General features: G+C 59.4%; 25 protein-coding genes. 11 read left to right on the plus strand and 14 right to left on the minus strand.

The features are described from left to right. Positions 1–55: 55 nt before the first annotated feature. The 3 genes from yihG to ACEN8R_RS00265 are packed head-to-tail and all read right to left on the minus strand — an operon-like array spanning position 56 to position 3460. The gene (gene yihG / locus ACEN8R_RS00255) at positions 56–961 is read right to left on the minus strand and encodes a 1-acylglycerol-3-phosphate O-acyltransferase, YihG family (protein ID WP_495624516.1); all 906 of its coding nucleotides are present in this window, start codon (positions 959–961) and stop codon (positions 56–58) included. Further along, a complete protein-coding gene (pta, locus tag ACEN8R_RS00260; RefSeq protein WP_018927188.1) occupies positions 962–3061 on the minus strand; it encodes a phosphate acetyltransferase in 2100 nt (699 codons plus the stop codon). 60 nt (positions 3062–3121) lie between these two features. Beyond that, positions 3122–3460: a DUF3565 domain-containing protein gene (locus tag ACEN8R_RS00265; RefSeq protein WP_064621356.1), complete on the minus strand. Its 339-nt coding sequence runs from the start codon at positions 3458–3460 to the stop codon at positions 3122–3124. On the opposite strand from ACEN8R_RS00265, the gene ACEN8R_RS00270 reads away from it, so the two are divergent. The 3 genes from ACEN8R_RS00270 to ACEN8R_RS00280 all read left to right on the plus strand — a co-directional run bounded on the left by ACEN8R_RS00270 (position 3429) and on the right by ACEN8R_RS00280 (position 5813). Continuing rightward, complete coding sequence (locus tag ACEN8R_RS00270) at positions 3429–3914, plus strand: FKBP-type peptidyl-prolyl cis-trans isomerase (RefSeq protein ID WP_064620281.1); 486 nt, start codon at positions 3429–3431, stop codon at positions 3912–3914. The genes ACEN8R_RS00265 and ACEN8R_RS00270 overlap by 32 nt on opposite strands. 124 nt (positions 3915–4038) lie before the next feature. Next, positions 4039–4521: a glutathione peroxidase gene (locus tag ACEN8R_RS00275; protein ID WP_018927186.1), complete on the plus strand. Its 483-nt coding sequence runs from the start codon at positions 4039–4041 to the stop codon at positions 4519–4521. A 188-nt stretch (positions 4522–4709) separates the two neighbouring features. After that, a complete protein-coding gene (locus tag ACEN8R_RS00280; protein WP_064620276.1) occupies positions 4710–5813 on the plus strand; it encodes an NADH:flavin oxidoreductase in 1104 nt (367 codons plus the stop codon). A 70-nt stretch (positions 5814–5883) separates the two neighbouring features. Here ACEN8R_RS00280 and ACEN8R_RS00285 read toward each other — a convergent pair whose 3' ends face one another. Both ACEN8R_RS00285 and cysZ read right to left on the minus strand, forming a co-directional pair. Beyond that, positions 5884–7083 carry a glycosyltransferase family 4 protein gene (locus ACEN8R_RS00285; RefSeq protein WP_018927184.1) on the minus strand — a complete coding sequence of 400 codons (1200 nt, stop codon included), beginning with the start codon at positions 7081–7083 and terminating at the stop codon, positions 5884–5886. Between the two features lie 40 nt (positions 7084–7123). Next, positions 7124–7879 carry a sulfate transporter CysZ gene (gene cysZ, locus ACEN8R_RS00290; protein ID WP_018927183.1) on the minus strand — a complete coding sequence of 252 codons (756 nt, stop codon included), beginning with the start codon at positions 7877–7879 and terminating at the stop codon, positions 7124–7126. Positions 7880–8193: 314 nt separating this feature from the next. On the opposite strand from cysZ, the gene trxB reads away from it, so the two are divergent. Further along, the gene (gene trxB / locus ACEN8R_RS00295; RefSeq protein WP_018927182.1) at positions 8194–9156 is read left to right on the plus strand and encodes a thioredoxin-disulfide reductase; all 963 of its coding nucleotides are present in this window, start codon (positions 8194–8196) and stop codon (positions 9154–9156) included. A gap of 60 nt (positions 9157–9216) precedes the next feature. Here trxB and ACEN8R_RS00300 read toward each other — a convergent pair whose 3' ends face one another. From ACEN8R_RS00300 to ACEN8R_RS00330, 7 genes are all read right to left on the minus strand, one after another. After that, positions 9217–10467, minus strand: coding sequence for a 2-aminoadipate transaminase (locus tag ACEN8R_RS00300; protein WP_495624517.1), 1251 nt, complete (start codon positions 10465–10467; stop codon positions 9217–9219). A gap of 171 nt (positions 10468–10638) precedes the next feature. Continuing rightward, positions 10639–10977 (minus strand): HopJ type III effector protein, encoded by a 339-nt coding sequence (locus ACEN8R_RS00305; RefSeq protein ID WP_018927180.1) that lies wholly within the window; start codon positions 10975–10977, stop codon positions 10639–10641. Then, on the minus strand, positions 10970–11266 hold the full coding sequence (locus ACEN8R_RS00310) for a DUF1244 domain-containing protein (protein ID WP_018927179.1): 297 nt from the start codon (positions 11264–11266) through the stop codon (positions 10970–10972). The genes ACEN8R_RS00305 and ACEN8R_RS00310 overlap by 8 nt, the downstream gene beginning before the upstream one ends. A gap of 68 nt (positions 11267–11334) precedes the next feature. Continuing rightward, complete coding sequence (gene folX, locus ACEN8R_RS00315) at positions 11335–11706, minus strand: dihydroneopterin triphosphate 2'-epimerase (protein WP_086944710.1); 372 nt, start codon at positions 11704–11706, stop codon at positions 11335–11337. Between the two features lie 2 nt (positions 11707–11708). Continuing rightward, positions 11709–12284: a GTP cyclohydrolase I FolE gene (gene folE / locus ACEN8R_RS00320; RefSeq protein ID WP_018927177.1), complete on the minus strand. Its 576-nt coding sequence runs from the start codon at positions 12282–12284 to the stop codon at positions 11709–11711. Positions 12285–12307: 23 nt separating this feature from the next. After that, complete coding sequence (gene folM / locus ACEN8R_RS00325; protein ID WP_258612679.1) at positions 12308–13018, minus strand: dihydromonapterin reductase; 711 nt, start codon at positions 13016–13018, stop codon at positions 12308–12310. Between the two features lie 72 nt (positions 13019–13090). Continuing rightward, on the minus strand, positions 13091–13660 hold the full coding sequence (locus tag ACEN8R_RS00330; protein WP_019647675.1) for an antibiotic biosynthesis monooxygenase: 570 nt from the start codon (positions 13658–13660) through the stop codon (positions 13091–13093). A gap of 202 nt (positions 13661–13862) precedes the next feature. On the opposite strand from ACEN8R_RS00330, the gene ACEN8R_RS00335 reads away from it, so the two are divergent. Continuing rightward, a complete protein-coding gene (locus ACEN8R_RS00335) occupies positions 13863–14822 on the plus strand; it encodes a MerR family transcriptional regulator (RefSeq protein WP_258614505.1) in 960 nt (319 codons plus the stop codon). Between the two features lie 3 nt (positions 14823–14825). Here the strand turns inward: ACEN8R_RS00335 and ACEN8R_RS00340 are convergent, their stop codons facing one another. Together ACEN8R_RS00340 and ACEN8R_RS00345 are read right to left on the minus strand one after the other, a co-directional pair. Further along, entirely contained in the window at positions 14826–15431 is a 606-nt protein-coding gene (locus ACEN8R_RS00340; protein ID WP_018927173.1) for a hypothetical protein, read from the minus strand. Between the two features lie 54 nt (positions 15432–15485). After that, positions 15486–15962 (minus strand): PAS domain-containing protein, encoded by a 477-nt coding sequence (locus tag ACEN8R_RS00345; RefSeq protein ID WP_111454334.1) that lies wholly within the window; start codon positions 15960–15962, stop codon positions 15486–15488. Between the two features lie 103 nt (positions 15963–16065). Here ACEN8R_RS00345 and ACEN8R_RS00350 point away from each other — a divergent pair, with 103 nt between their 5' ends. From ACEN8R_RS00350 to ACEN8R_RS00375, 6 genes are all read left to right on the plus strand, one after another. Beyond that, positions 16066–16521 carry a flavodoxin gene (locus ACEN8R_RS00350; protein ID WP_018927171.1) on the plus strand — a complete coding sequence of 152 codons (456 nt, stop codon included), beginning with the start codon at positions 16066–16068 and terminating at the stop codon, positions 16519–16521. 172 nt (positions 16522–16693) lie between these two features. Then, the gene (locus ACEN8R_RS00355) at positions 16694–17476 is read left to right on the plus strand and encodes a class II aldolase/adducin family protein (protein WP_018927170.1); all 783 of its coding nucleotides are present in this window, start codon (positions 16694–16696) and stop codon (positions 17474–17476) included. Beyond that, positions 17477–18379, plus strand: a complete 903-nt coding sequence (locus ACEN8R_RS00360) for an alpha/beta fold hydrolase (RefSeq protein ID WP_495624518.1) — start codon at positions 17477–17479, stop codon at positions 18377–18379. It begins immediately after the preceding gene. A 109-nt stretch (positions 18380–18488) separates the two neighbouring features. Continuing rightward, positions 18489–19400, plus strand: a complete 912-nt coding sequence (locus ACEN8R_RS00365; RefSeq protein WP_477746474.1) for an SDR family oxidoreductase — start codon at positions 18489–18491, stop codon at positions 19398–19400. A 586-nt stretch (positions 19401–19986) separates the two neighbouring features. Then, the gene (locus ACEN8R_RS00370) at positions 19987–21780 is read left to right on the plus strand and encodes a DUF1302 domain-containing protein (protein ID WP_026286500.1); all 1794 of its coding nucleotides are present in this window, start codon (positions 19987–19989) and stop codon (positions 21778–21780) included. Between the two features lie 23 nt (positions 21781–21803). Beyond that, entirely contained in the window at positions 21804–23171 is a 1368-nt protein-coding gene (locus ACEN8R_RS00375; protein ID WP_258612677.1) for a DUF1329 domain-containing protein, read from the plus strand. The last annotated feature ends 14 nt before the right edge of the window (positions 23172–23185 follow it).

Genomic DNA, 23185 nt, shown 5'->3' on the forward strand with positions numbered 1-23185 from the left:
ATGAGTGATCATCTGCGGACTTTTTTGTGTCCGGGAGGACACTTTCGCGGGCACCTCAAGAATTCACTGGATACTCCCGGTGCATTTGTCCCAACAGCGCATCCTTGTCATTCCACAACTGATTGATCCACCCCTGAAACTCCAGGCGATACACCCCGTCCTGGTCGTAGTTCTTGCCAACGAACTGTGGTGGAATCTTCAGCTCCTGAAAGTGCACCACTACATCCTTCACATTGCCGCAGAGCAAATCCCAATAGCCTGGACGCCCGGCCGGGTAGTGGATGGTCACGTTGACGATGGCTTCCAGCTGGTCGCCCATGGCATCCAGCACAAAGGCAATGCCGCCCGCTTTCGGCTTCAGCAGGTAGCGGAACGGTGAACCCTGCTGGGCGTGTTTGCCCTCGGTAAAGCGTGTGCCTTCGACGAAGTTGAAAATCCCCACCGGGTTATTGCGGAACTTGTCGCAGGTCTTGCGGGTGGTCTCCAGGTCTTTGCCCTTCTTCTGCGGATGCTTTTCCAGATAGGCCTTGGAGTAACGCTTCATGAACGGAAAACCCAACGCCCACCACGCCAGGCCAATCACCGGTACCCAGATCAGTTCCTGTTTGAGGAAGAACTTCAGCGGGCGGATGCGACGGTTGAGCACGTACTGCAGCACCATGATGTCGACCCAGCTCTGGTGGTTGCTGGTGATCAGATAGGAGTGCCGATAGTCCAGGTCTTGCAAGCCGCTGAGGTGCCAGCGTGTGCGGCAAACCAGATTCATCCAGCCCTTGTTGTTACTGATCCACGCTTCGTGGGTATGACTCATCAGCCAGCGCGCGAAACGTTGGGTGAGGGCGAACGGCAACACTTTGAACAGCGCCACACAGAACAGAAACGAGCAGAGCAGAATCGTATTCAGCGCCAACAGCAGCGAGGCGATCACGCCGCGCACGGGTGCAGGTAGAAAATCCAGCATTTAAATATCCATAGGTCGGTTGGCCGCTTGAATCGCGGTCAACGCGATGGTGTACACGATGTCGTCGACTTGCGCGCCACGCGGCAGGTCGTTCACCGGTTTGCGCAGGCCTTGCAGCATTGGCCCGAGGCTGACGCAGTCGGCGCTACGTTGCACGGCTTTGTGGGTGGTATTGCCGGTGTTCAGGTCGGGGAACACGAACACCGTGGCACGACCGGCCACCTGACTGTTCGGCGCCAGTTGCCGGGCCACGGTTTCGTTGGCAGCGGCATCGTATTGCAACGGGCCGTCGATCAGCAGTGAGTGTTGCTGTTCGTGGGCGAGCAAGGTGGCCTCGCGAACCTTCTCGACTTCTTCGCCGCTGGCCGATTCACCGCTGGAGTAGCTGATCATCGCCACTCGCGGAGTGATGCCGAACGCCGCTGCCGAATCGGCGCTTTGCAAGGCGATCTCGGCCAGTTCGCTGGCGCTCGGGTGCGGGTTCATCACGCAGTCGCCGTAGACCAGCACTTCTTCGGGAAACAGCATGAAGAATACCGACGACACCAGGGTGCAACCCGGCGCGGTCTTGATCAGTTGCAGGGCCGGGCGGATGGTGTTGGCGGTGGAGTGAATGACCCCGGACACCAGCCCGTCGACTTCATCCAGCGCCAGCATCATGGTGCCGATCACCACGGTGTCTTCCAGTTGCTGCTCGGCCATCGGCGCGTTGAGGCTTTTGGTCTTGCGCAGCGCAACCATCGGCTCGACGTAACGCTCGCGGATCAGGTCCGGGTCGAGGATTTCCAGCCCCGGTGGCAACTCGATGCCTTGGGCGCGGGCGACCGCCTCGACGTCTGCCGGCTTGGCCAGCAACACGCAACGGGCGATGCCCCGTGCCTGGCAGATCGCGGCGGCCTGGACGGTCAACGGCTCGCTGCCCTCGGGCAACACGATGCGCTTGTTGGCGGCCTGGGCACGCTGGATCAGTTGATAGCGGAACACTGCAGGCGACAGGCGCATTTCCCGTGGTGTGCCGCAGCGCTGGTGCAGCCAGTTGGCGTCGAGGTGGCTGGCGACGAAATCGGTGATGATCTCCGCGCGCTCGCGGTCGTCGATCGGGATTTCCTTGTTCAAACCGTTCAACTGGTTGGCGGTGTCGTAGGAACCGGTACTCACCGACAACACCGGCAGACCGGCCTGCAAGGCGCCTCGGCACAGCTCCATGATGCGCGGGTCGGGCAGGGTGTCGCTGGTCAGCAGCAGGCCGGCCAGGGGCACACCGTTCATCGCCGCGAGGCTGACCGCGAGGATGATGTCGTCGCGATCGCCGGGGGTCACCACCAGCACGCCGGGCTTGAGCAGTTCCACGGTGTTGCGCACGGTGCGGGCGCAGATGATGATTTTGGTCATGCGCCGGGTTTCGTAGTCACCGGCATTGAGCACCTGAGCGCCCATCAACTCGGCCACGTCACGGGTGCGCGGCGCGTTCAGCTCCGGTTGAAACGGGATGCAGCCGAGCAGACGGAAGTCGCCACTGCGCAGCAACGGCGAGTGCTCTCTCAGGCGCGAGGCGAAGACGTCCATGCTTTCGTCGGTCTTGACCTTGTTGAGGATCACGCCCAGCACTTTCGGATCCTTCGGCCCGCCGAACAATTGCGCCTGCAATTCCACCCGGCCGGACAATTCGGTCAGCACTTCGTTTTCCGGCGCCGAAACCAGAATCACGTCGGCGTCGAGGCTCTTGGCCAAGTGCAGGTTGACCCGCGCGGCGTAGCTGGCGCTGCGGGTCGGGACCATGCCTTCGACAATCAGCACGTCCTTGCCGATAGCGGCTTGCTGGTAAAGGGTGATGATTTCTTCGAGCAATTCGTCCAGCTGACCGTCGCCGAGCATCCGCTCGACATGGGCCAGGCCCAATGGCTGAGGCGGTTTCAAACCGTGGGTGCGGGCCACCAGTTCGGTGGAGCGTTCAGGGCCGGTGTCGCCCGGGTGCGGTTGGGCAATCGGTTTGAAAAAGCCGACTTTGAGGCCGGCCCGCTCAAGGGTACGCACCAGCCCGAGGCTGATGGAGGTCAGACCCACACCAAAATCGGTGGGCGCGATAAAAAAAGTTTGCATGCGGATTCTCTAAGGGTGCATGGCAATGGTGAACGCCTATGGCTGGCGTTCTACCGATATTCAGTGGTCAAGGTTATCGCTAACCGAGCCTTGTGCGCACCAACCGCAATCAAAGGGCTGGCCTATTTTTTCATTGCGCAGCGCAGGGTCCAGCACCCAGGCCCGGGATTGCCACGGCGGCTGGTGCCGCAGGTGTTGGGTATGGCCGCAGGACAGCTCGGCCACCCAGTGCCCGTCCTCGTCCTGATGAAAACCTGTAATGGTCGAGGCTTTCATTGCACCCCGTTTGTCTGGGTTGTGTTCGCTTTCGGGCGATTGCTTCGCTAAACTTGGACATTCATCTTTCTTATGCAAAAGGTCTCGCCCCATGCTGATCGCCGCCAATAAGGCTGTCTCCATCGACTATACCCTGACCAACGACGCTGGTGAGGTCATCGACAGCTCCGCCGGCGGCGCGCCGCTGGTCTACCTGCAAGGCGCAGGTAACATCATTCCGGGCCTGGAGAAGGCGCTGGAAGGCAAAGCAGTCGGTGATGAACTGAAAGTCTCCGTAGAACCTGAAGATGCCTACGGCGAATACGCTGCCGAACTGGTCAGCACCCTGAGCCGCAGCATGTTCGAAGGCGTCGATGAACTGGAAGTGGGCATGCAGTTCCACGCTTCCGCTCCGGACGGCCAGATGCAGATCGTCACCATTCGCGATCTGGACGGCGACGATGTCACCGTCGACGGCAACCACCCGCTGGCCGGTCAGCGCCTGAATTTCCAGGTCAAGATCGTTGCCATCCGTGATGCCAGCCAGGAAGAAATCGCTCATGGTCACGTCCATGGCGAAGGTGGCCATCACCACTGATTTTCTGCGCTAAGCTTTCGAGAACTGGAGAGGCGCCCGAGGGCGCCTTTTTAGTCCGCGGCTGTCCTTGGCGACATGACCAAGTGGCTGTTTCGAGAAGAACACGGGAAATTTGGAGTCCGTCATGAGTGCTTTTCACGACCTTACATTGAAAACTTTGGATGGCCAGGAGTTACCTCTGGCGCCCTTCAAAGGGCACGTCGTGCTGGTGGTCAACGTCGCCTCCAAATGTGGCTTGACCCCACAGTACGCAGCTCTGGAAAACCTCTACCAGCAATACAAGGGCAAGGGTTTCAGCGTGCTGGGCTTGCCGTGCAACCAGTTTGCCGGGCAGGAACCGGGCACAGAGCAGGAAATCCAGGCGTTCTGCAGCCTCAACTATGGCGTGACCTTTCCGTTGTCCAGCAAGCTGGAAGTCAACGGTCACGAACGTCATCAGCTGTACCGCCTGCTGGCGGGCGAGGGTGCGGAGTTTCCGGGCGACATCACCTGGAACTTCGAAAAATTCCTGTTGGGCAAGGACGGTCGCGTATTGGCGCGGTTCTCGCCGCGTACGGCGCCGGATGATCCTTCTGTTATCCAGGCGATTGAAAAAGCTCTGAGTTAAAGCGCAGATCAAGATCAAAAGATCGCAGCCTTCGGCAGCTACAGGTATTCACATTCCTCTGTAGAAGCTGCCGAAGGCTGCGATCTTTTCGTTTCTAATCCTTAATCACTCAAATCAATAGTGCTGTTCAAGGCAGGGCGCCCTCCATATTATCGCCGTCATAAAGCCTATGTCCCGTGGAGCGTCCAATGCCTGTCAAAGCCCTGTTCAAGCCTTTTCACCTCGGCGCTCTCGAACTGCCGACCCGCGTCGTCATGGCACCGATGACCCGCTCGTTTTCGCCGGGCGGCGTGCCCAACTCCAAAGTGATTGAATACTACCGTCGCCGCGCTGCCGCCGGAGTTGGCCTGATCATCACCGAAGGCACCACGGTCGGTCACAAGGCCTCCAACGGTTACCCGAACGTGCCGCACTTCTACGGTGAAGACGCACTGGCCGGCTGGAAAAAAGTCGTCGATGCAGTGCATGCCGAAGGCGGCAAGATCGTTCCGCAGCTGTGGCATGTGGGCAGCGTGCGCCGTATCGGCACCGAGCCGGATGCCAGCGTGCCGGGTTATGGTCCGTCGGAAAAACTGAAAGACGGACAGGTCGTGGTTCACGGCATGACCCAGCAGGATATCCAGGAGGTGATCGCTGCGTTCGCCCAAGCCGCCAAAGACGCCCAGAGCATCGGCATGGACGGCGTGGAAATCCACGGTGCCCATGGTTATCTGGTGGACCAGTTCTTCTGGGAAGGCAGCAACCAGCGCACCGACGAATACGGTGGCAGCCTGGCCAACCGTTCGCGCTTCGCCATCGAATTGATTCAGGCGGTGCGTGCAGCAGTCGGCGAGGGATTCCCGATCATCTTCCGTTTCTCCCAGTGGAAGCAGCAGGACTACACCGCGCGTCTGGTGCAGACGTCAGAGGCGTTGGGCGAATTTCTCAAGCCGTTGTCCGACGCCGGCGTGGATATTTTCCACTGCTCGACACGCCGTTTCTGGGAGCCGGAGTTCGACGGTTCCGAACTGAACCTGGCCGGCTGGACCCGTAAGCTCACCGGCAAGCCGACCATCACCGTTGGCAGCGTCGGCCTGGATGGCGAGTTCCTGCAATTCATGGTCAACACCGACAAGATCGCACAGCCGGCCAGCCTGGAAAAACTGCTGGAACGTTTGAATAACGATGAGTTCGACCTGGTGGCGGTGGGGCGTGCGTTGTTGGTGGACCCGGACTGGGCGCAGAAAGTGCGTGACGGTCGTGAGCAGGACATCCTGCCATTCAGCCGTGATGCGTTGATGACGCTGGTGTAAATGGCGACTGAAAAGGCCTTTTCGCGGGCAAGCCTCGCTCCTACAAGGGCGAGGCTTGCCCGCGAAGCTTTTAAGGTAACAACGCTGCATCGGATAGAACTTGTTCCTGCGCACAAGCCCCCCGCAACTGCCCCTCGAACTGCTCGATAATCGCCGCCCAGCCCTGACGGCTTGCATGCTGGCGGGCATTGAGCCGCATGCAGCGCAAGGTTTCGCGCTCCTCCAGCAGCCAACGTGCCGCATCGCAGAACGCCTGTTCATCCCCGGGCATGGCCAATACGCCGTTATAGCCATGGCGAATATGCTGAGCCGCCGCAGCTTGATCGTACGCCACCACCCCCAGCCCTGAGGCCAATGCCTCAAGCACCACATTGCCGAAGGTTTCGGTCAGGCTCGGAAACAGAAACACATCCCCCGAGGCATAGTGACTGGCCAGCGCTTCGCCGCGTTGTGAGCCGCAAAAAATCGCCTCGGGCAATTCCTTTTCCAGCGTCGATCGTTGCGGACCGTCACCGACCACAATCAATTTCATGTTGCGCTGTGGATAAGTGGTTTTCAGCGCGTCGAAACTGCGCTTGAGCAGGCCAAGATTCTTCTCCTGGGCCAGGCGTCCTACGTGGATGAAGGCGATGTCATCCTCGGCCAGTCCCCATTGCTCACGCAGCGGTTTCAGTCGTTTGACCGGATGAAACAACTGGCTGTCGACGCCTCGAGAGAGTAACGCCAGACGCTCGAAACTGCGCCGCTCCAGCTCCAGTCGCTGGCTGGCGCTGGGCACCAGGGTCAGGGTCGAGCGATTGTGAAACCAGCGCAGGTAGTGGGTCAGCAAGCGCGTCAGCAACCCGAGCCCATACTGGCTGGAATACTGCTGAAAATTGGTATGAAAGCCGCTGACCACCGAAATCCCCAAACGTCGTGCCGCGCGTAACGCCGACAACCCCAGCGGTCCTTCGGTGGCGATGTACAACACGTCCGGGCGATGGCGCTTCCAGCGCCGCAGCAGCTTGTGCATCGACGACTGGCCCCATTGCAGGCCGGGATAACCCGGCAGCGGCCAGCCCCGACACAGCAGCAACTCATCATTGCTGCCCGTCAGCGGGTCGCCGCCCTGACGTGGCCGCACCAACTCGACCTGATGCCCGCGCGCGCGCAAACCGTCGAACAAGCGGCCAAGGGTATTGGCCACGCCGTTGATTTCCGGGGGGAAGGTTTCGGTGATCAGAGTAATATGCAGAGCTGTCGTCATGACCTCAGTGTCGGCTGAGGCCATGTCGTCATTGTGACGGTGGGATGATGGATATATGACGCGATTAACTGCGTTCCGCCACCAGATTCTCCGCGCCACGCTCACGCACCCAGAACAGCGTCGCACCAGCCACGGCCGCCGGCATCATCAAAATGTTCACCACCGGAATCAGCAGCACCAGATAAACGATCCCGCCAAAACTCATGCTCTGCCAGCGCTTCTTGCGCAGCCAGGCGAGCATCTCGTTCCAGCCCAGCTTGTGGTTGTCCGCCGGGTAGTCGATGTATTGGATCGCCATCATCCACACCCCGAACAGCAGCCACAGCGGTGCGGCAATGATGTTCACCACCGGGATGAAGGAGAGGATGAACAGCCCGATGGCCCTTGGCAGGAAGTAGCCGAGCTTGCGCATTTCCCGGGTCAGGGTACGGGGGATCATGGCGATCAGTTCGCCCCAGCTGAAGGTCGGGAAATCGTCGGTGCCGCGCACCACCACTTCGACTTTCTCCGCGAGGAAGCCGTTGAACGGTGCGGCAATAACGTTGGCGAGCATTGTGAAGGTGAAGAACACCATCAACACCACCAACACCACGAATATCGGCCAGAGGATATAGCTGAGGAAGCTCAGCCAATCGGGCAGGGACGGCATCAGCGTATCGACCCATAGGCTGAACTGATGACCGGCCAGATAGATCAATCCGACGAACAGCACAAGGTTGATCGCCAGCGGCAGCAACACGAACAGACGCAGACTTGGGCTCAGGACCAGATTGAGGCCTTCGCGCAGGTATTGCGGGCCGGACAGAACGGGGGCGGGCATAACGTGCTCCGAACAAGAGGGAAACGCGCCGACCTTACCGGCTTTGCCTGAGGTGCGAAAGCGCGGTAGCGGCATCGACATTAACTGTAACAAAGGCGTCTATACATTCACCGCAACGGAATAGAGACCGCCTATGAGCTGGATTGTTAAACCGTATTTCCTTAATCTTCGCCCCCTCGATACGCTGCACCCATTCTTTTACAGGACTGTCGAGCCCAAGCCTTCCCCAAGTGCTTTCAGCGGTCCTTTTTTATTCCCGCCGGCAATCCGGCGTTCCGCGCCCAGTGTTTCGGGCCGGTCAACAGGAGCAGGTCATGTCTGAAGTTCGTCATTCGCGAGTGATTATTCTCGGTTCCGGCCCTGCCGGTTACAGCGCCGCTGTCTATGCGGCCCGTGCCAACCTCAAGCCACTGCTGATCACCGGCATGCAAGCCGGCGGTCAACTGACCACCACCACCGAAGTCGACAACTGGCCGGGCGACGTCCACGGCCTGACCGGCCCGGCGCTGATGGAACGGATGAAAGAGCACGCCGAGCGCTTTGAAACCGAGATCGTGTTTGATCACATCAATGCCGTGGACTTCGCTGCCAAGCCGTACACCCTGATTGGCGACAGCGCGACTTACACCTGCGACGCCCTGATCATCGCTACCGGTGCCAGCGCTCGTTACCTGGGCCTGCCGTCGGAAGAAACGTTCATGGGCAAAGGCGTTTCGGCCTGCGCGACCTGTGACGGTTTCTTCTATCGCAACAAGCCAGTGGCTGTGGTCGGTGGCGGTAATACCGCTGTCGAAGAAGCGCTGTACCTGGCCAACATCGCCAGCACCGTGACCCTGATTCACCGTCGCGAAACGTTCCGCGCCGAGAAGATCCTGATCGACAAGCTCAATGCCCGGGTTGCCGAAGGCAAGATCATCCTGAAGCTGAACGCGACCCTGGACGAAGTGTTGGGCGACAACATGGGCGTGACCGGTGCTCGCCTGAAGAACAACGATGGCAGCTTCGACGAAATCAAAGTCGACGGCGTGTTCATCGCCATTGGCCACACCCCGAACACGTCGTTGTTCGAAGGTCAGCTGACGTTGAAAGACGGCTACCTGGTTGTACAGGGCGGCCGTGACGGCAACGCCACTGCCACCAGCGTCGAAGGTATCTTTGCTGCCGGTGACGTGGCCGACCACGTTTATCGTCAAGCCATCACCTCGGCCGGCGCCGGCTGCATGGCGGCACTGGACACTGAGCGTTACCTCGACGGCCTGCAGAACGTTTCGTTCTGATTCCTTAGAAAACAAAAAAACCGGCTTCGGCCGGTTTTTTTGTGGGCAGACGATTCTGCCTCAGGACAATTTCGCCAGGCACGCCTCAAGAATATCCAGCCCTTCTTCCAGCACGGCGGCCTCAGTGGTCAATGGCGCGAGCAGCCGAATGATGTGGCGCGACTTGCCGCTGGGCATCAGCAGCAAGCCCGAGTCTCGGGCCAGCGCCAGCAGTTGTGTCAATTGCGCCGAAGCCGGTGTGCCGTCGGCGTTGATCAGTTCGATGCCGCGCATCGCACCCACGCCGGTCAAACGGCCCAGATACGGTGACAGTCCGCGTGCCCGCCAGGCTTCGTAGCGGCTGACAATCGCTTCTTCCTGCTGCGTGCCCCAGGCATGCAGATGTGCATCACTCATTTCGTCCAGGGTCGCCAGCGCGGCGGCGCAGGCGATGGGATTGCCTGAGTAGGTGCCGCCCAATCCGCCCTTGGGCAAGTTGTCGACTAGCGACTTGCGCCCGACAACCGCACCCAGCGGCACGCCACCGGCAATGCTTTTACCCAGCAGGATCAGGTCCGGCTCAATGCCCAGTCGCGAAAACGCAAACCGCTGGCCGGTGCGGCCGAAGCCGGACTGGATTTCATCGGCAATCAGCAAAATGCCTTTGTCATCACAGAAACGCCGCAGCGCCTGGGCGAATTTCACATCCATCGCCAGAAACCCGCCTTCGCCCTGTACCGGTTCGACGATAAAACAGGCCACGTCATTCACGTCGATCTCGACGCTGAACAGCCGATCCATCGCCTTCAGGGCCTCGGCGCAGGTCACGTCATTGTCTTTGCTGGGGAAGGGCAGGTGGTACACCGGCCCCGGCAGCACGCCGACTTTCTGCTTGTAAGGCGCGACCTTGCCGTTGAGGTTGAGAGTGGCCAGCGTGCGGCCGTGGAAGGCGCCGTCAAAGGCAATGATCGCGGTGCGGCCGGTGGCGCCGCGGACGATCTTCAGGGCGTTTTCCGCCGCTTCCGCGCCGCTGTTGGTGAGCATGCCGCTGACCGGGTAATCCACTGGAATAAACGCGGCCAGGCGATCCATGAGTTCGATGTAAGGCACATGGGGAGCCGCGTTGAACGCGTAGTGGGTCAGGCGGGTGGCTTGTTCACGAATGGCCTCGACGATGCGTGGATGGCAATGGCCGAGGTTCAGTACGCCGATTCCCCCGACAAAGTCGATGTAGCGCTTGCCATCGGTGTCCCAGACTTCGGCATTTTTGCCGTGGCTGAGACTGATGGGGTGAACAATGGAAATCGACTGACTGATGGTTTCGCTGCGCATGAATGGCTGACTCTGAAGAAGGGATGCTTCTTTTTATCTAAGCCGCGAGCAGAGGTGTCCGGCAAACGAAATAAAGTTGCCGGGTCAATCTTAAAAGTCGGGATGTGCCCTGATACCGATCGATGGCGACGCATAATCTGTGGCGAGGGAGCAAGCCCCCTCGCCACAGGTTTAGCGACGAGTCAGTGGCTGCTGAGCGAACTTCACACCCGCCAAGCCATGGGCAATCAACGCCCGGATATTGCCGTGGTCGCTGCCTTCGGGCGTAGCTACCACCGAGCGATAATGCTCGCCAAACGCCAACAGCGCTTCTTCATCGCTCAGACCTTCCAGCAGCGCCAGGCCCAGTGTCTTGCACGAGCCTTCGTTCTGCCCGGCTGCGTTTTCCACGCCACCGTTGTTGAAAGCCTGGGGCTGGTAGTCATAACCGGCGGCAATGAACGCCAGGGTGTCGGCGAAAACGTGTTCGCCACTCTTGAGGCTGGCGCGCAGGGTGTTCAAATCACTCATTGGGTTTTCCTTTGGCGAACGCCGCTTGTTGGTCGGCGCTGGCTTCTTTCTGGTATTGGGCTTTCCACTCGGCGTACGGCATGCCGTAAACCACTTCGCGGGCTTCATCGAGGCTGACGTCGATCTGGCGTTCGTCAGCGGCGGCCTTGTACCACTTGGACAGGCAGTTGCGGCAGAAACCCGAGAGGTTCATCAGGTCGATGTTCTGCACGTCCTTGCGGCTGTCCAGGTGGGCAACCAGCCGGCGAAAGGCGGCGGCTTCAAGTTCCAGGCGTTGTTGATCGTTCATGATGGGCTCTGTGCAATCAAATCGTGGCGCGGATGATAAAAGCCTGGCGAGCGATACGCCAGACGCGGTCAGCGGCTGGCAGCCAGGGTAATCGACACCGACTCGGCGAAGCGCAGGGCGTGGGGCTTGTCGACTTCGACTTCGGCATACAGCACCGACTCGTTGGTCATGATCAGGTCCAGCAGCTCCTGGGTCAGGCGCTCGAGCAGGGCAAAGCGATTGCCTTCCACGTGGGCAATGATCGCCTTGGTGATGGTGCGGTAGTTCAGCGCGTGATCGATGTCGTTGTCACGCACGGCGTCCTGAGCGGCATACAGGATGGTCAGGTTGATCAGCACATCCTGCTTGTTGAGGATTTCGTCCTCGTTGATCCCGATGAAAGTTCGCAAACACAGGTCCTTGACCCGGATGCGTGCCATTCCTGGTTGAAGTTGTGGCATTGCTACTTGCTCCGTCCAATCAATTGCAGGAACTCCTGGCGGGTGTTGCTCGACTCGCGGAAGGCACCGAGCATCACCGAGGTGTTCATGGTCGAATTCTGTTTCTCGACGCCGCGCATCATCATGCACATGTGCTGGGCTTCGATGACCACCGCGACACCGGCGGCATCGGTCACTTGCTGCACGGCCTCGGCGATTTGCCGGGTGAGGTTCTCCTGGATTTGCAGGCGGCGGGCGAACATATCCACAAGCCGTGCAATCTTCGACAGGCCCAGCACCTTGCCCGTTGGAATATAAGCCACATGCGCCTTGCCGATGAAGGGCAACATGTGATGTTCACACAGCGAGTACAACTCGATGTTGTCGACAATGATCATTTCATCGTTGTCGGAGGCGAACAGTGCGCCGTTGACGATCTCTTCGACGCTCTGTTCGTAACCGTGACACAGGTATTGCATGGCCTTGGCGGCGCGCAACGGGGTGTCTTGCAGCCCTTCGCGGTCGGGGTTTTCACCCAGGCCGATAAGGATCTCGCGATAGCTCTGGGACAGGGCGCTGTGGGGCAGGGATAACGTCATGGGGACATCCTCGCGGGGGCGGCTTATTTGACGTGCCGTCCGCCATTGACGGTCAGGGTCGTGCCGGTGACATAAGGGTTGTCGAGCAAATAGCGCAGGCTCTGGTAGATCACTTCGCTGCCGGGCTCGATGCCCAGTGCGGATTTGGCCAGGACCCTGGCGCGGTACGCCGCGTCGTCGTCGGGATTGAACAGTAGCAGGGCTGGCGCGATACCGTTGACCTTGATGTCTGGCGCGTACTTGGCGGCAAAGGACAGGGTCAGGCTGTCGAGCCCGGCTTTGCTGGCGCAGTAGCCGATGTGCTTGCTGCTGCCCTTGCGGGTCACGTCATCGCTGATGTGCACGATGTCGGCGGGGCTTGAGCGTCTGAGTAAATCGGCACAGTGCAGGTTGATCAGGTAGGGCGCCAGCATGTGCACGCTGAACATGCGGGTGAAGGCATCGGCTTCGGCGCCCGGGTTTTCGGCCAGCCATTCGGAGGCGTTGTGGACTATCGCCCGCAGGCTGTCGGTGTGGTTCTTCAATTCACCGATGAACGCGAGAATCCCGGCCTCGCTGGAAAAGTCCGCGAACACCGCTGTTGCTCCCAGATCGCGCAGGGTCTTTACGCCGGGGCGTTCGCTGCGGTAGCTGAAAATGACCGGATGGCCGTCTTCGAGCAAACGCTGCGCACAGTGCAGGCCGACACGCTGGCCGGCACCGGTGATGAGGATGGGGGCTGCGGAAGAGGTCATGAACGGCTCGCGTCGCGGTTAGAGCAAAACTATACCAGCGACGGGAGTCGTGCACCTACGCTCCTGCAAGAGTTACTGATTTTGGGTAGTAGGCGTTGCGGGCAACGGTTGTTGCGGTGCGGTGTTCAGCCAGCCGGCCAACAGATGGGTCGACAATGGAATGAAGAAATAAACCATCAGTGGTGTCAGGCACAGGGTGCTGACGAACACCCGGGCCAGCAATCCCGTTTCAGCCAATAACGGTCCCAGCACAAAGTTGAACAGCAGGGACACCGGAAAGAACGCCAGCCAGATCGCCACGGCCTGCTTCCAGCGTGGCGGGCGTTGCCCTACCGCACCGAACCAGCCATCGATGCCACTGACCCGATGCTCCGAAGGATGGGCAAACAGATTGCTGCCGCGTCCCAGCCAAGCGGTACGCGACGCGGAATGCTCCCAGGCGTGCAGGGTCTGCTCGTCGGCGAAGCGGAAAATAATCTGGAATTCGTCATCCTCGGGCGGCGGAGCGAGCACGCCAGAACCGAGATAGCCGGGGAAGTCGGTGGCCAGTTGCTCGCCTTCGCGCAACCAGGCCATCAGGTCCTGATAACGCCCATCGGCGACACGACGCGCAACCATCAGCGTGACGGGTGAAGTAGACATTGTGTATCTCCGTAAGGCAAACGCGTCGCTCCGGATAGGAGTTTCGCCAGGCACAGCGCCGGGGTAGTGGGCTGCGTCTTGGGACAAGCAAGGATTATTCCTGATTGCGTCTGGAACTTTCGTTCCAATTAGTTCAGCGACGTGTTGAATATCACTGGGGTATGAGAGTAAAAATGTATCAAAATATTAATATGGATCCAAAATCCCTGTGCTGACCGACATTGCGCCTGGCTTGCCCCCCATTACCTCCCTGATTCGAGAAGAGCTGTTCCCGATTCGTGAGGTCGCGCGGATGACAGGGGTCAACCCGGTCACGCTCCGAGCCTGGGAGCGACGCTACGGGCTGATACAGCCCACCCGCACCGAAAGCGGGCACCGCTTGTATTCGATGACCGATATCGAGCGTGTCCGCAGCATCCTCGGCTGGATCGAGCGCGGTGTCGCGGTAAGCAAGGTTGGCAAGATACTGGCCAAGACCGAACCGCTCCAGGTGCTGGAGCGGATCATTCCCGACGAGCTCGTTCAAGCCGACTACAGCCAATGGCAGCAGCAGGTCAAGGCGGCAGTGAGTGTTTTTGACGAAGTTCAGCTGGAACACGTCTACGGTCAGATCTTTTCCAGTTATCCGCTGACAGTTGTGTTTCAGGACATCCTGGTTCCGATCTGGAAGCTATTGCTACAACGCCAAGATGCGTTCGGTCAGACCAGCGAGTGGCTTTTTCTGGATGGCTTTCTGCGGTCTCGAGTATTGCAACGCCTGCTGCTGGTGCGTGTCATGCAGCCGCGACGAGTGATTGTCTGCGCCTTGGCCGACCAATGTCGTGAGCTCGAAGTATTGGTCACGGCGCTCTATCTGAGCAGCATCGATTCGGCTATTCAGTTGTTGGCGATCGGGCAGCCCTTTGATGAGTTGATCTTGGTTTGTGAGAAGATCAAGCCCAGGGCGCTGGTGCTGATTTCCAATCACGCGCCGGCTGCCGAACTGCCTCGACGTTTGAACCGTCTGGCCATGGGCCTGGATTGTCAGCTGTTTCTGGCCGGGGATGCGTCCGACCTGGCGCAAGAAAGTCTGGCCGGGTCGTCGGTGGGTTGCCTTGGAAACGAGGGAGGGGTGATGCGCCAGCGTCTGAAACAGTTCCTGGCGGGAAACCTGGATACCTGAGATTCAAATATGCAAAGCAGGATGGGTCAGGCGATGTTGCTGAAGGATGTACTGACGCAGACGCTCGGTTTCGTCCTTGTCACTCTGGCTCAGCTCGTAGGCGTAGAAACCTTGCTCGGTCTCACGCTCCAGGGTGCCGCGCAACGCAATCCGCTCATAGCCTGACGGGCTGAACCACAGCGCGAAGTGCTTTGGCGCTTTGGTCTTGTTGCGAACTTCCAGCAAAACCCCTTTGAACGATATTTCGTGCACCCACATCGTGCCGGGTTGCCCCTTGGCATTTTCCAGCGCCACTGGCTCTTCGAGCGCCAGGCGCCATGGCCGAATCATTGGCCCGTCTTCATAAATGCTGGGGACACCGAGGCGTAGATGCATTGCGTGAAACTCATCTTCCACCAGGTGCAGCGGGAAGGTCATTTGCTGATTTTCGAAAGTGGCCTGGATGGTGACTTGCTCATGAGCGGCCAGGCGTGTGAGCAAATCACGGATCTGCGAGCCGCCATTGACCAGCAAACTCGACGTCGCATCCCGCACATTGAGTTGCGGGTTGTGTTGCATGGTCTGGATAAAGTCCAGCTCATCCTGGGTCAGGAGTGCGTCGCGCTGCATGATTTGCTCGAAAGAAATAATTACAAAGTCATCGGTGATTGTAGTAAATGACCACTAATTCGCAGATTGGTTTGATCCGTTCGTCGACTTGAGATCAGCAAGTTCTGCCTGTACCTCGGCCAATTGCGCTTCCAGCTGTGCAACTCGCTGCTGTGCCTTGACCTGAACCGTGACGTCTTTCTGCACACCGACAAAATAGGTTTGTCCGTCGTGCGGGTTTTTTACCGTGGAAAGCGACAGTTCGTTCCAGAACGGGGTGCCGTCCTTGCGGTAATTCCTGAGAATTTCCCGGCAGGAACCGCCATTGCCCAACGCCTGGCGAATCAATGCGAGGGCGGGCTGATCCCGGTCTCCTGCCTGCAAAAAGCGGCAATCCTGATAGAGGATTTCTTCACTGGTATAGCCCGTCAGGCGTTCGAACGCCGGGTTTACGTAAATCAGGATGTTGTCCTGTTCGCCTTCCTTTTCGGCAATCACGATGCCGTCGTTCGACGCGTCGATCACCATTTGCAGCAGTGAGGCATTGATCATCGCAGAGTCCTTTGCGTATTGATGGGGACGCTGCATTCTAAAAGATCAATGAGGGCTGTGCTGTTAATATCTTGGCCTTTTACTCAGCTTCAGGATCAGATTGATGAAAGTCGCCATCCTTTCCGGCTCGGTGTACGGCACGGCTGAAGAAGTCGCCCGCCACGCCGCAAGTCTATTGAACGCCGCCGGTTTCGAAACCTGGCACAACCCGCGCGCGACACTTGCCGATGTTCAGGCCTTTGGCCCAGAAGCATTTCTGGCGGTGACTTCGACCACCGGCATGGGTGAGTTGCCGGACAACCTGCAACCATTGTATTCGATGATCCGCGATCAATTGCCCGCCGCCTGGCGTGGCTTGCCGGGTGCCGTTATCGGGTTGGGCGACTCGAGTTACGGCGATACGTTCTGCGGTGGCGGTGAGCAAATGCGTGAGTTGTTCGGCGAACTGGGCGTGCATGAAGTGCTGCCGATGTTGCGTCTGGACGCCAGTGAAACGGTAACGCCGGAAACCGACGCCGAGCCTTGGCTGGCGGACCTGGTCAACGCTCTGCGGGGCTGACCGGCTTTTATTGGCGGCAGTGTTCTGACATGGATCCAGGCTCCCCCGCGCACTGACTCGCTCGGCCACCAAGCTGGCTGCCAATGCAACTAGCCGATCTCCGGGGGCTGACTAGACTGCTGTAACGTCAGTGAACATTAAGAACCCAGAACAATAAAAAGAGATCCTTGCCGTGAGCGTAACCCCCATCCAGTCGCCACACAGTCTCCAGGATAAAGTCAGTGCCGCCGAGTGGCAGACCCGCGTCGACCTGGCGGCCTGTTATCGTCTGGTCGCCCTCCACGGCTGGGACGATCTGATCTTCACGCACATTTCAGCCAAGGTGCCAGGCACTGAAGACTTCCTGATCAACCCGTTCGGGATGATGTTCCATGAAATCACCGCGTCGAGCCTGGTCAAGGTCGATCAGGCCGGCAACAAATTGATGGACAGCCCCTACGAGATCAACCCGGCGGGTTACACCATCCACAGCGCGGTGCATGAAGTCCGGCATGACGTCGTGTGTGTACTGCATACCCACACGGCGGCCGGCGTGGCGGTATCGGCGCAGAAACAGGGCATTTTGCCGATCAGTCAGCAGTCATTGTTCGTGCTGTCCAGCCTGGCTTATCACGCCTACGAAGGCGTGGCACTGAACCATGAAGAGAAGGCGCGGCTGCAAGCCGACCTGGGTGAAAACAACTTTCTGATGCTGCACAACCACGGTCTGCTGACCTGTGGCGGCACCATCGCCGACACGTTCCTGATGATGTTTACCTTTCAGCGCGCCTGCGAGATTCAGGTGCTGGCGCAGAACGGTGGCGCGGAGCTGATTGCCATTGAACCGCAGATTCTGGCGGGCGCCAAGGCGATGATCGCCGGCGTCACCAAAAGTGCTCAAGGGATGGGTGGCGCGCTGGCCTGGCCGGCGCTGCTGCGCAAACTCGATAAACAAGACCCGGGTTATAAACTCTAAATGGCACTCGCCGAAATTCCTCTGTGTGTCTGGCGTAAGCGCGGCCAGACGTTCGTCTTCCGCGATCAGACCATCCGCTATTGGGTAGCGGGGCAGGGCGAGCCGCTGTTGTTGATCCATGGCTTCCCGACCGCCAGTTGGGACTGGCATTACCTGTGGCAGCCGCTGGCGCAGCGCTATCGGGTGATTGCCTGCGACATGCTTGGCTTCGGCGATTCGGCCAAACCGGTGAACCACAACTACAGCCTGCTGGAGCAGGCCGATCTGCAACAAGCGTTATTGGCGCACTTGAACGTCGAGCAACCCGTTCACGTGTTGGCACACGATTATGGCGACAGCGTGGCCCAGGAGCTCTTGGCCCGGCACTACGAAGCACGCGCTCATATCGCCAGTTGCGTGTTCCTCAATGGCGGGTTGTTTCCCGAAACCCATCGCCCGGTGTTGATGCAAAAACTCCTGCTAAGCCCCTTGGGCTGGATGATCGGGCTAGCTTTTACCCGTGACGCTCTGGTGAAGAGTTTCAAGCAGATTTTCGGTCCGCAGACCCGGCCCACCGAAAGTGAGCTGGATGATTTCTGGAGCCTGGTCGATAGCAATCACGGGCAGCGGATCATGCATAAATTGATCGGTTATATCCCGCAGCGGCGGGTCCAGCGTGAGCGTTGGGTCAGCGCCATGCAGCGCGGCGAGGTGCCGCTGCGCGTTATCGATGGTGAGGTCGATCCGGTTTCCGGTGCGCACATGGTGGCGCGCTATCGGCAACTGATTCCCACCCCGGACACTGTCCTGCTGTCCGAGATCGGCCATTACCCACAGATCGAAGCGCCGGCGCAGGTGCTCAAGCACTATCTGGAATTTCGCGATCAGTTGATTTCACCGCCGCTCAAGTTGGCGTGTTCCTGACTATCCCGCTGCCTTATCGCGCACCATTCAGCCGCCCCCGTGTTCATTGTGACCGGCAGCCCCGTGCCCGACACTCGCACTAATAGTCCCTGGCCTGCTGGAGTTCCCCATGAATGAGTCTGTGCGCTTCGAAGATAAAGTCGTGATTGTCACCGGTGCAGGCGGCGGCTTGGGGCGAGCGCATGCATTGCTGTTCGCCAAACAGGGTGCCAGAGTGCTGGTCAATGATCTCGGCGGCTCGGCTCAGGGTGAAGGCGCCAATGCATCGGCGGCTGATCGGGTGGTGGCGGAAATTCGTGAAGCGGGTGGCATCGCCGAGGCTAATCATGACTCTGTCACCGACGGAGACAAAATCGTCCAGCATGCCCTTGATACGTTCGGTCGTATCGATGTCGTGGTGAACAACGCCGGCATCCTGCGCGACAAGACCTTTCACAAAATGGACGACAGCGATTGGGACCTGGTTTACCGCGTTCACGTCGAAGGCGCCTACAAGGTCACTCGCGCCGCCTGGCCACACATGCGTGAGCAAAACTATGGCCGCGTGATCTTCACCGCGTCGACCTCGGGCATCTATGGCAACTTCGGGCAGTCAAACTATGGCATGGCCAAACTCGGCCTCTACGGCCTGACCCGCACACTGGCTATCGAGGGCCGCAAGAACAATATCCTGGTCAATGCCATCGCCCCCACGGGTGGCACCCGCATGACCGAAGGCCTGATCCCGCCGCAAGTATTCGAGCAACTCAAACCGGAACTGGTCAGCCCATTGGTGGTATACCTGGCCAGCGCGCAATGCCAGGAAACGTCGGGGCTGTTCGAGGTCGGTGGCGGCTGGATGGGCAAGGTGCGCTGGGAGCGCAGCCTGGGCGCCGGGTTCGATCCGCGGGTCGGTTTCTCGCCGGAGGATGTGGCGGCGCATTGGCAGCAGATCTGCGATTTCGAAGGCGCGGCGCATCCGAAGGACAACATTGAGGCGCTGAAGGAAATGATGGAGAACTTGCAGAAGTATTCCCTCTGACGCTGATTGCGCGACATCTGGCGGGGCTTGCCTGAGCCCCGTCATCTCCTCCCGACTACTCCCTGCCTGAAAACCTTTCGCCCATAAAAAAGGCCGCTGCAAACGCAGCGGCCAAAGTAAGACGTGGATCCAGGAGCTACAAATCAACGTCAGTGAACACAGGGCGATGAGTCGAAAAAATACGCTTCAAATCATCTGGATTCTGTCGCCAACGGGGTGGTCTATCATCCCCGTTCTTTGTGCTTTCGGGCCGTTTTCCGTGAAAGCCAGGCAAGAATAAGGTATTGATCACAAAGGAAAAATAGCGATTTCTGACATGCACTGTTACAGTCTTGGCAACAGTCTTCGGCTGACCTTTTGTAACAGCTGCCGCTAGCTGCGCCAGCTGTTACACATCCAACTTCAACCATGTCCCATGCACTGCACTGATAACCCTCCATCCAGCCCATCCATACCCCGCGCAAAACCCCGCCCCATGCGGGCCTTCATCCTTTGGAGGTACATCGCGAATACCTCCTTGGTGCGCTTATCGCTCCCGGCGAGCGGCAGTAGGGTGGGGTCTTCTGTCACTCACCGGGGAAGACGCATGACAAAAACAACAATGCGCGCCATCTTCAAACCGCAAGCGCTGGCCGCTGCGGTGGCCTTGGGCTGCTGTGCCCAGGCGCAGGCTGTTTCATTCAACATCGGCGAAATCGAGGGGCAGTTCGATTCCTCGTTGTCCGTCGGCGCGAGCTGGGGCATGCGCGATGCCGACAAGTCGCTGGTGGGTACCGTCAATGGCGGGACAGGCCAGTCTTCGACCGGTGATGACGGACGCCTGAACTTCAAGAAAGGCGAAACCTTCTCCAAGATCTTCAAGGGCATCCACGACCTCGAATTGAAGTACGGCGACACGGGCGTTTTCGTCCGTGGCAAGTACTGGTACGACTTCGAGCTCAAAGACGAAGACCGCGAGTTCAAGCAGATCAGCGACAGCGGTCGCAAGGAAGGCGCCAAGTCTTCCGGGGCGGAGCTTCTCGATGCCTTCGTTTATCACAACTATTCCATCGCCGATCTGCCGGGCACCGTGCGTGCCGGTAAACAGGTGGTCAGCTGGGGTGAAAGCACCTTCATCGGTAACTCGATCAACAGCATCAACCCGGTCGACGTTTCGGCGTTCCGGCGTCCCGGCGCTGAGATCAAGGAAGGCCTGATTCCGGTCAACATGTTGTTCGCTTCCCAGGGCTTGACCGATCAACTCACGGTGGAAGGTTTCTACCAACTGGAGTGGGACCAGACCGTCGTAGACAACTGCGGCACCTTCTTCGGTAACGACGTGGTGGCGGACGGTTGCAACAACAACTACACCGTCGGCAGCCCGGCGATTGCACCGCTTGCACCACTGGCGGCAGCCTTTGGCCAACCTATCCAGGTCACCCGTGAGGGCGTGATCGTGCCCCGTGGCGGTGACCGCGATGCACGGGATTCGGGGCAGTGGGGCGCGGCTTTGCGCTGGCTCGGTGACGACACCGAATACGGCCTCTACTTCATGAACTACCACAGTCGCACACCGACCGTCGGCACCACCACCGCCGGGCTGTCCACATTGGCCAGCCTGCCGGGTATGGTCAGCACTGCCAACCGTCTGGCCCCGGGCAGCGGTTCGGGCCTGGCGCAAAGCGTAATGCTCGGGCGCGGCCAGTACTACCTCGAATACCCGGAAGACATTCGCCTGTACGGTGCGAGTTTTTCCACCACGTTGCCCACCGGCACTGCCTGGACCGGTGAAATCAGCTACCGGCCTAACGCTCCAGTGCAGGTCAACACCAACGACCTGACCCTGGCGTTGCTCAACCCGATCGCCGGCGGCGCGGCATCGCCTGTTGCGACCCGGCCTGGCGCCGACAATACCGGTTACCGCCGCAAGGAAGTGACCCAGGTGCAAAGCACCCTGACGCACTTCTTCGATCAAGTGCTGGGCGCCCAACGGCTGACCCTGGTCGGTGAAGCGGCGATGGTCCATGTCGGTGGTCTGGAACCGCGGAGCAAGCTGCGTTACGGCCGTGATTCGGTCTACGGCCAGTACGGTTTCGGTGGCGATACCGACGGCTTCGTCACCTCGACCTCCTGGGGCTATCGCGCCCGGGCGATCCTCGATTACGCCAACGTGATTGGCGGGATCAACCTCAAACCCAACCTGTCCTGGTCCCATGACGTCGCCGGCTACGGCCCCAACGGGCTGTTCAACGAAGGCGCCAAGGCGATCAGCGTCGGTGTCGATGCCGACTACCGCAACACCTATACCGCAAGCTTGAGTTACACCGACTTTTTCGGCGGGAATTACAACACCCTGACCGACCGCGACTTCCTGGCGCTGAGCTTCGGCGTGAACTTCTGATCTGGCTGAGAAGGATGATGTTAATGCGCAAGATGATTCTGCAATGCGGCGCTCTGGCACTGAGTCTGTTGGCCGCCAACGTGATGGCTGCGGTCTCGCCGGAAGAGGCCAATAAGCTCGGCACCACCCTCACGCCGCTGGGCGCCGAGAAGGCCGGCAACGCCGATGGGTCGATCCCGGCCTGGACCGGTGGCATCCCGAAAAACGCTGGTGCGGTCGACAACAAAGGCTTCCTGGCTGACCCGTTCGCCAGTGAAAAGCCGCTGTTCACCATCACCGCCGCAACGGTCGACAAGTACAAGGACAAGCTTTCGGACGGTCAGGTGGCGATGTTCAAGCGCTACCCGGAAACCTACAAGATTCCGGTCTACCCAACCCATCGCACCGTGGCCGTGCCGCCGGAAATCTACGAGTCGGCCAAGCGCAGCGCGCTGAACGTAACCAGCATCAACGACGGTAACGGCCTGGCCAATTTCACCGGCAATCGCTATTACGCGTTCCCGATTCCGAAGAATGGCGTCGAAGTGCTGTGGAACCACATCACCCGTTACCACGGCGGTAATCTGCGACGGATCATCACCCAGGTGACCCCGCAGACCAACGGCAGCTACACGCCGATTCGCTTCGAGGAAGAGATCGCCGTACCGCAACTGATGAAGGACCTGGACCCGGACAAAGCCGCCAATGTGCTGACCTTCTTCAAACAGTCGGTAACCGCGCCGGCGCGGCTGGCGGGTAACGTATTGCTGGTGCATGAAACCCTCGACCAGGTGAAAGAGCCGCGACTGGCGTGGATCTACAACGCCGGTCAACGTCGAGTGCGCCGTGCACCGCAAGTGGCCTACGACGGACCAGGCACCGCCGCTGACGGCCTGCGGACTTCGGATAACTTCGATATGTTCTCCGGTGCGCCAGATCGCTACGACTGGAAACTGATCGGCAAAAAGGAAATGTACATTCCCTACAACAGCTACAAACTCGATTCGCCGAGCCTCAAGTACGATGACGTGGTGAAAGCCGGGCACATCAACCAGGACCTGACCCGCTACGAGTTGCACCGGGTCTGGGAAGTGGTCGGCACGGTCAAGCCGAGTGAGCGGCACATCTACGCCAAACGCCACATGTACCTCGACGAAGACAGCTGGCAAGTGGCGCTGGTGGACCACTACGACGGTCGCGGCCAACTGTGGCGAGTGGCCGAAGGTCACGCCCAGTACTACTACGATCACCAGACTCCGGCCTACACCCTCGAGGCGCTCTACGACATCATCGCTGGCCGATACATTGCCCTGGGAATGAAGAACGAAGAGAAGCACAGTTTCATATTTGGCTTTGACGCCAAGGCTGCCGACTACACACCGTCGGCTCTGCGCGCCGAGGGCGTTCGGTAAGGGTTTTGATACAT

It is taken from the genome of Pseudomonas sp. Pseusp15 (assembly GCF_059492165.1).

Excerpts from the sequence above, each read along its gene's own strand:
- yihG (WP_495624516.1), bottom strand. The coding sequence starts at position 961 with ATGCTGGATTTTCTACCTGCACCCGTGCGCGGCGTGATCGCCTCGCTG.
- pta (WP_018927188.1), bottom strand. The coding sequence starts at position 3,061 with ATGCAAACTTTTTTTATCGCGCCCACCGATTTTGGTGTGGGTCTGACC.
- ACEN8R_RS00270 (WP_064620281.1), top strand. The coding sequence starts at position 3,429 with ATGCTGATCGCCGCCAATAAGGCTGTCTCCATCGACTATACCCTGACC.
- ACEN8R_RS00265 (WP_064621356.1), bottom strand. The coding sequence starts at position 3,460 with ATGGAGACAGCCTTATTGGCGGCGATCAGCATGGGGCGAGACCTTTTG.
- ACEN8R_RS00275 (WP_018927186.1), top strand. The coding sequence starts at position 4,039 with ATGAGTGCTTTTCACGACCTTACATTGAAAACTTTGGATGGCCAGGAG.
- ACEN8R_RS00280 (WP_064620276.1), top strand. The coding sequence starts at position 4,710 with ATGCCTGTCAAAGCCCTGTTCAAGCCTTTTCACCTCGGCGCTCTCGAA.
- ACEN8R_RS00285 (WP_018927184.1), bottom strand. The coding sequence starts at position 7,083 with ATGGCCTCAGCCGACACTGAGGTCATGACGACAGCTCTGCATATTACT.
- cysZ (WP_018927183.1), bottom strand. The coding sequence starts at position 7,879 with ATGCCCGCCCCCGTTCTGTCCGGCCCGCAATACCTGCGCGAAGGCCTC.
- trxB (WP_018927182.1), top strand. The coding sequence starts at position 8,194 with ATGTCTGAAGTTCGTCATTCGCGAGTGATTATTCTCGGTTCCGGCCCT.
- ACEN8R_RS00300 (WP_495624517.1), bottom strand. The coding sequence starts at position 10,467 with ATGCGCAGCGAAACCATCAGTCAGTCGATTTCCATTGTTCACCCCATC.
- ACEN8R_RS00305 (WP_018927180.1), bottom strand. The coding sequence starts at position 10,977 with ATGAGTGATTTGAACACCCTGCGCGCCAGCCTCAAGAGTGGCGAACAC.
- ACEN8R_RS00310 (WP_018927179.1), bottom strand. The coding sequence starts at position 11,266 with ATGAACGATCAACAACGCCTGGAACTTGAAGCCGCCGCCTTTCGCCGG.
- folX (WP_086944710.1), bottom strand. The coding sequence starts at position 11,706 with ATGCCACAACTTCAACCAGGAATGGCACGCATCCGGGTCAAGGACCTG.
- folE (WP_018927177.1), bottom strand. The coding sequence starts at position 12,284 with ATGACGTTATCCCTGCCCCACAGCGCCCTGTCCCAGAGCTATCGCGAG.
- folM (WP_258612679.1), bottom strand. The coding sequence starts at position 13,018 with ATGACCTCTTCCGCAGCCCCCATCCTCATCACCGGTGCCGGCCAGCGT.
- ACEN8R_RS00330 (WP_019647675.1), bottom strand. The coding sequence starts at position 13,660 with ATGTCTACTTCACCCGTCACGCTGATGGTTGCGCGTCGTGTCGCCGAT.
- ACEN8R_RS00340 (WP_018927173.1), bottom strand. The coding sequence starts at position 15,431 with ATGCAGCGCGACGCACTCCTGACCCAGGATGAGCTGGACTTTATCCAG.
- ACEN8R_RS00345 (WP_111454334.1), bottom strand. The coding sequence starts at position 15,962 with ATGATCAATGCCTCACTGCTGCAAATGGTGATCGACGCGTCGAACGAC.
- ACEN8R_RS00350 (WP_018927171.1), top strand. The coding sequence starts at position 16,066 with ATGAAAGTCGCCATCCTTTCCGGCTCGGTGTACGGCACGGCTGAAGAA.
- ACEN8R_RS00360 (WP_495624518.1), top strand. The coding sequence starts at position 17,477 with ATGGCACTCGCCGAAATTCCTCTGTGTGTCTGGCGTAAGCGCGGCCAG.
- ACEN8R_RS00365 (WP_477746474.1), top strand. The coding sequence starts at position 18,489 with ATGAATGAGTCTGTGCGCTTCGAAGATAAAGTCGTGATTGTCACCGGT.
- ACEN8R_RS00370 (WP_026286500.1), top strand. The coding sequence starts at position 19,987 with ATGACAAAAACAACAATGCGCGCCATCTTCAAACCGCAAGCGCTGGCC.
- ACEN8R_RS00375 (WP_258612677.1), top strand. The coding sequence starts at position 21,804 with ATGCGCAAGATGATTCTGCAATGCGGCGCTCTGGCACTGAGTCTGTTG.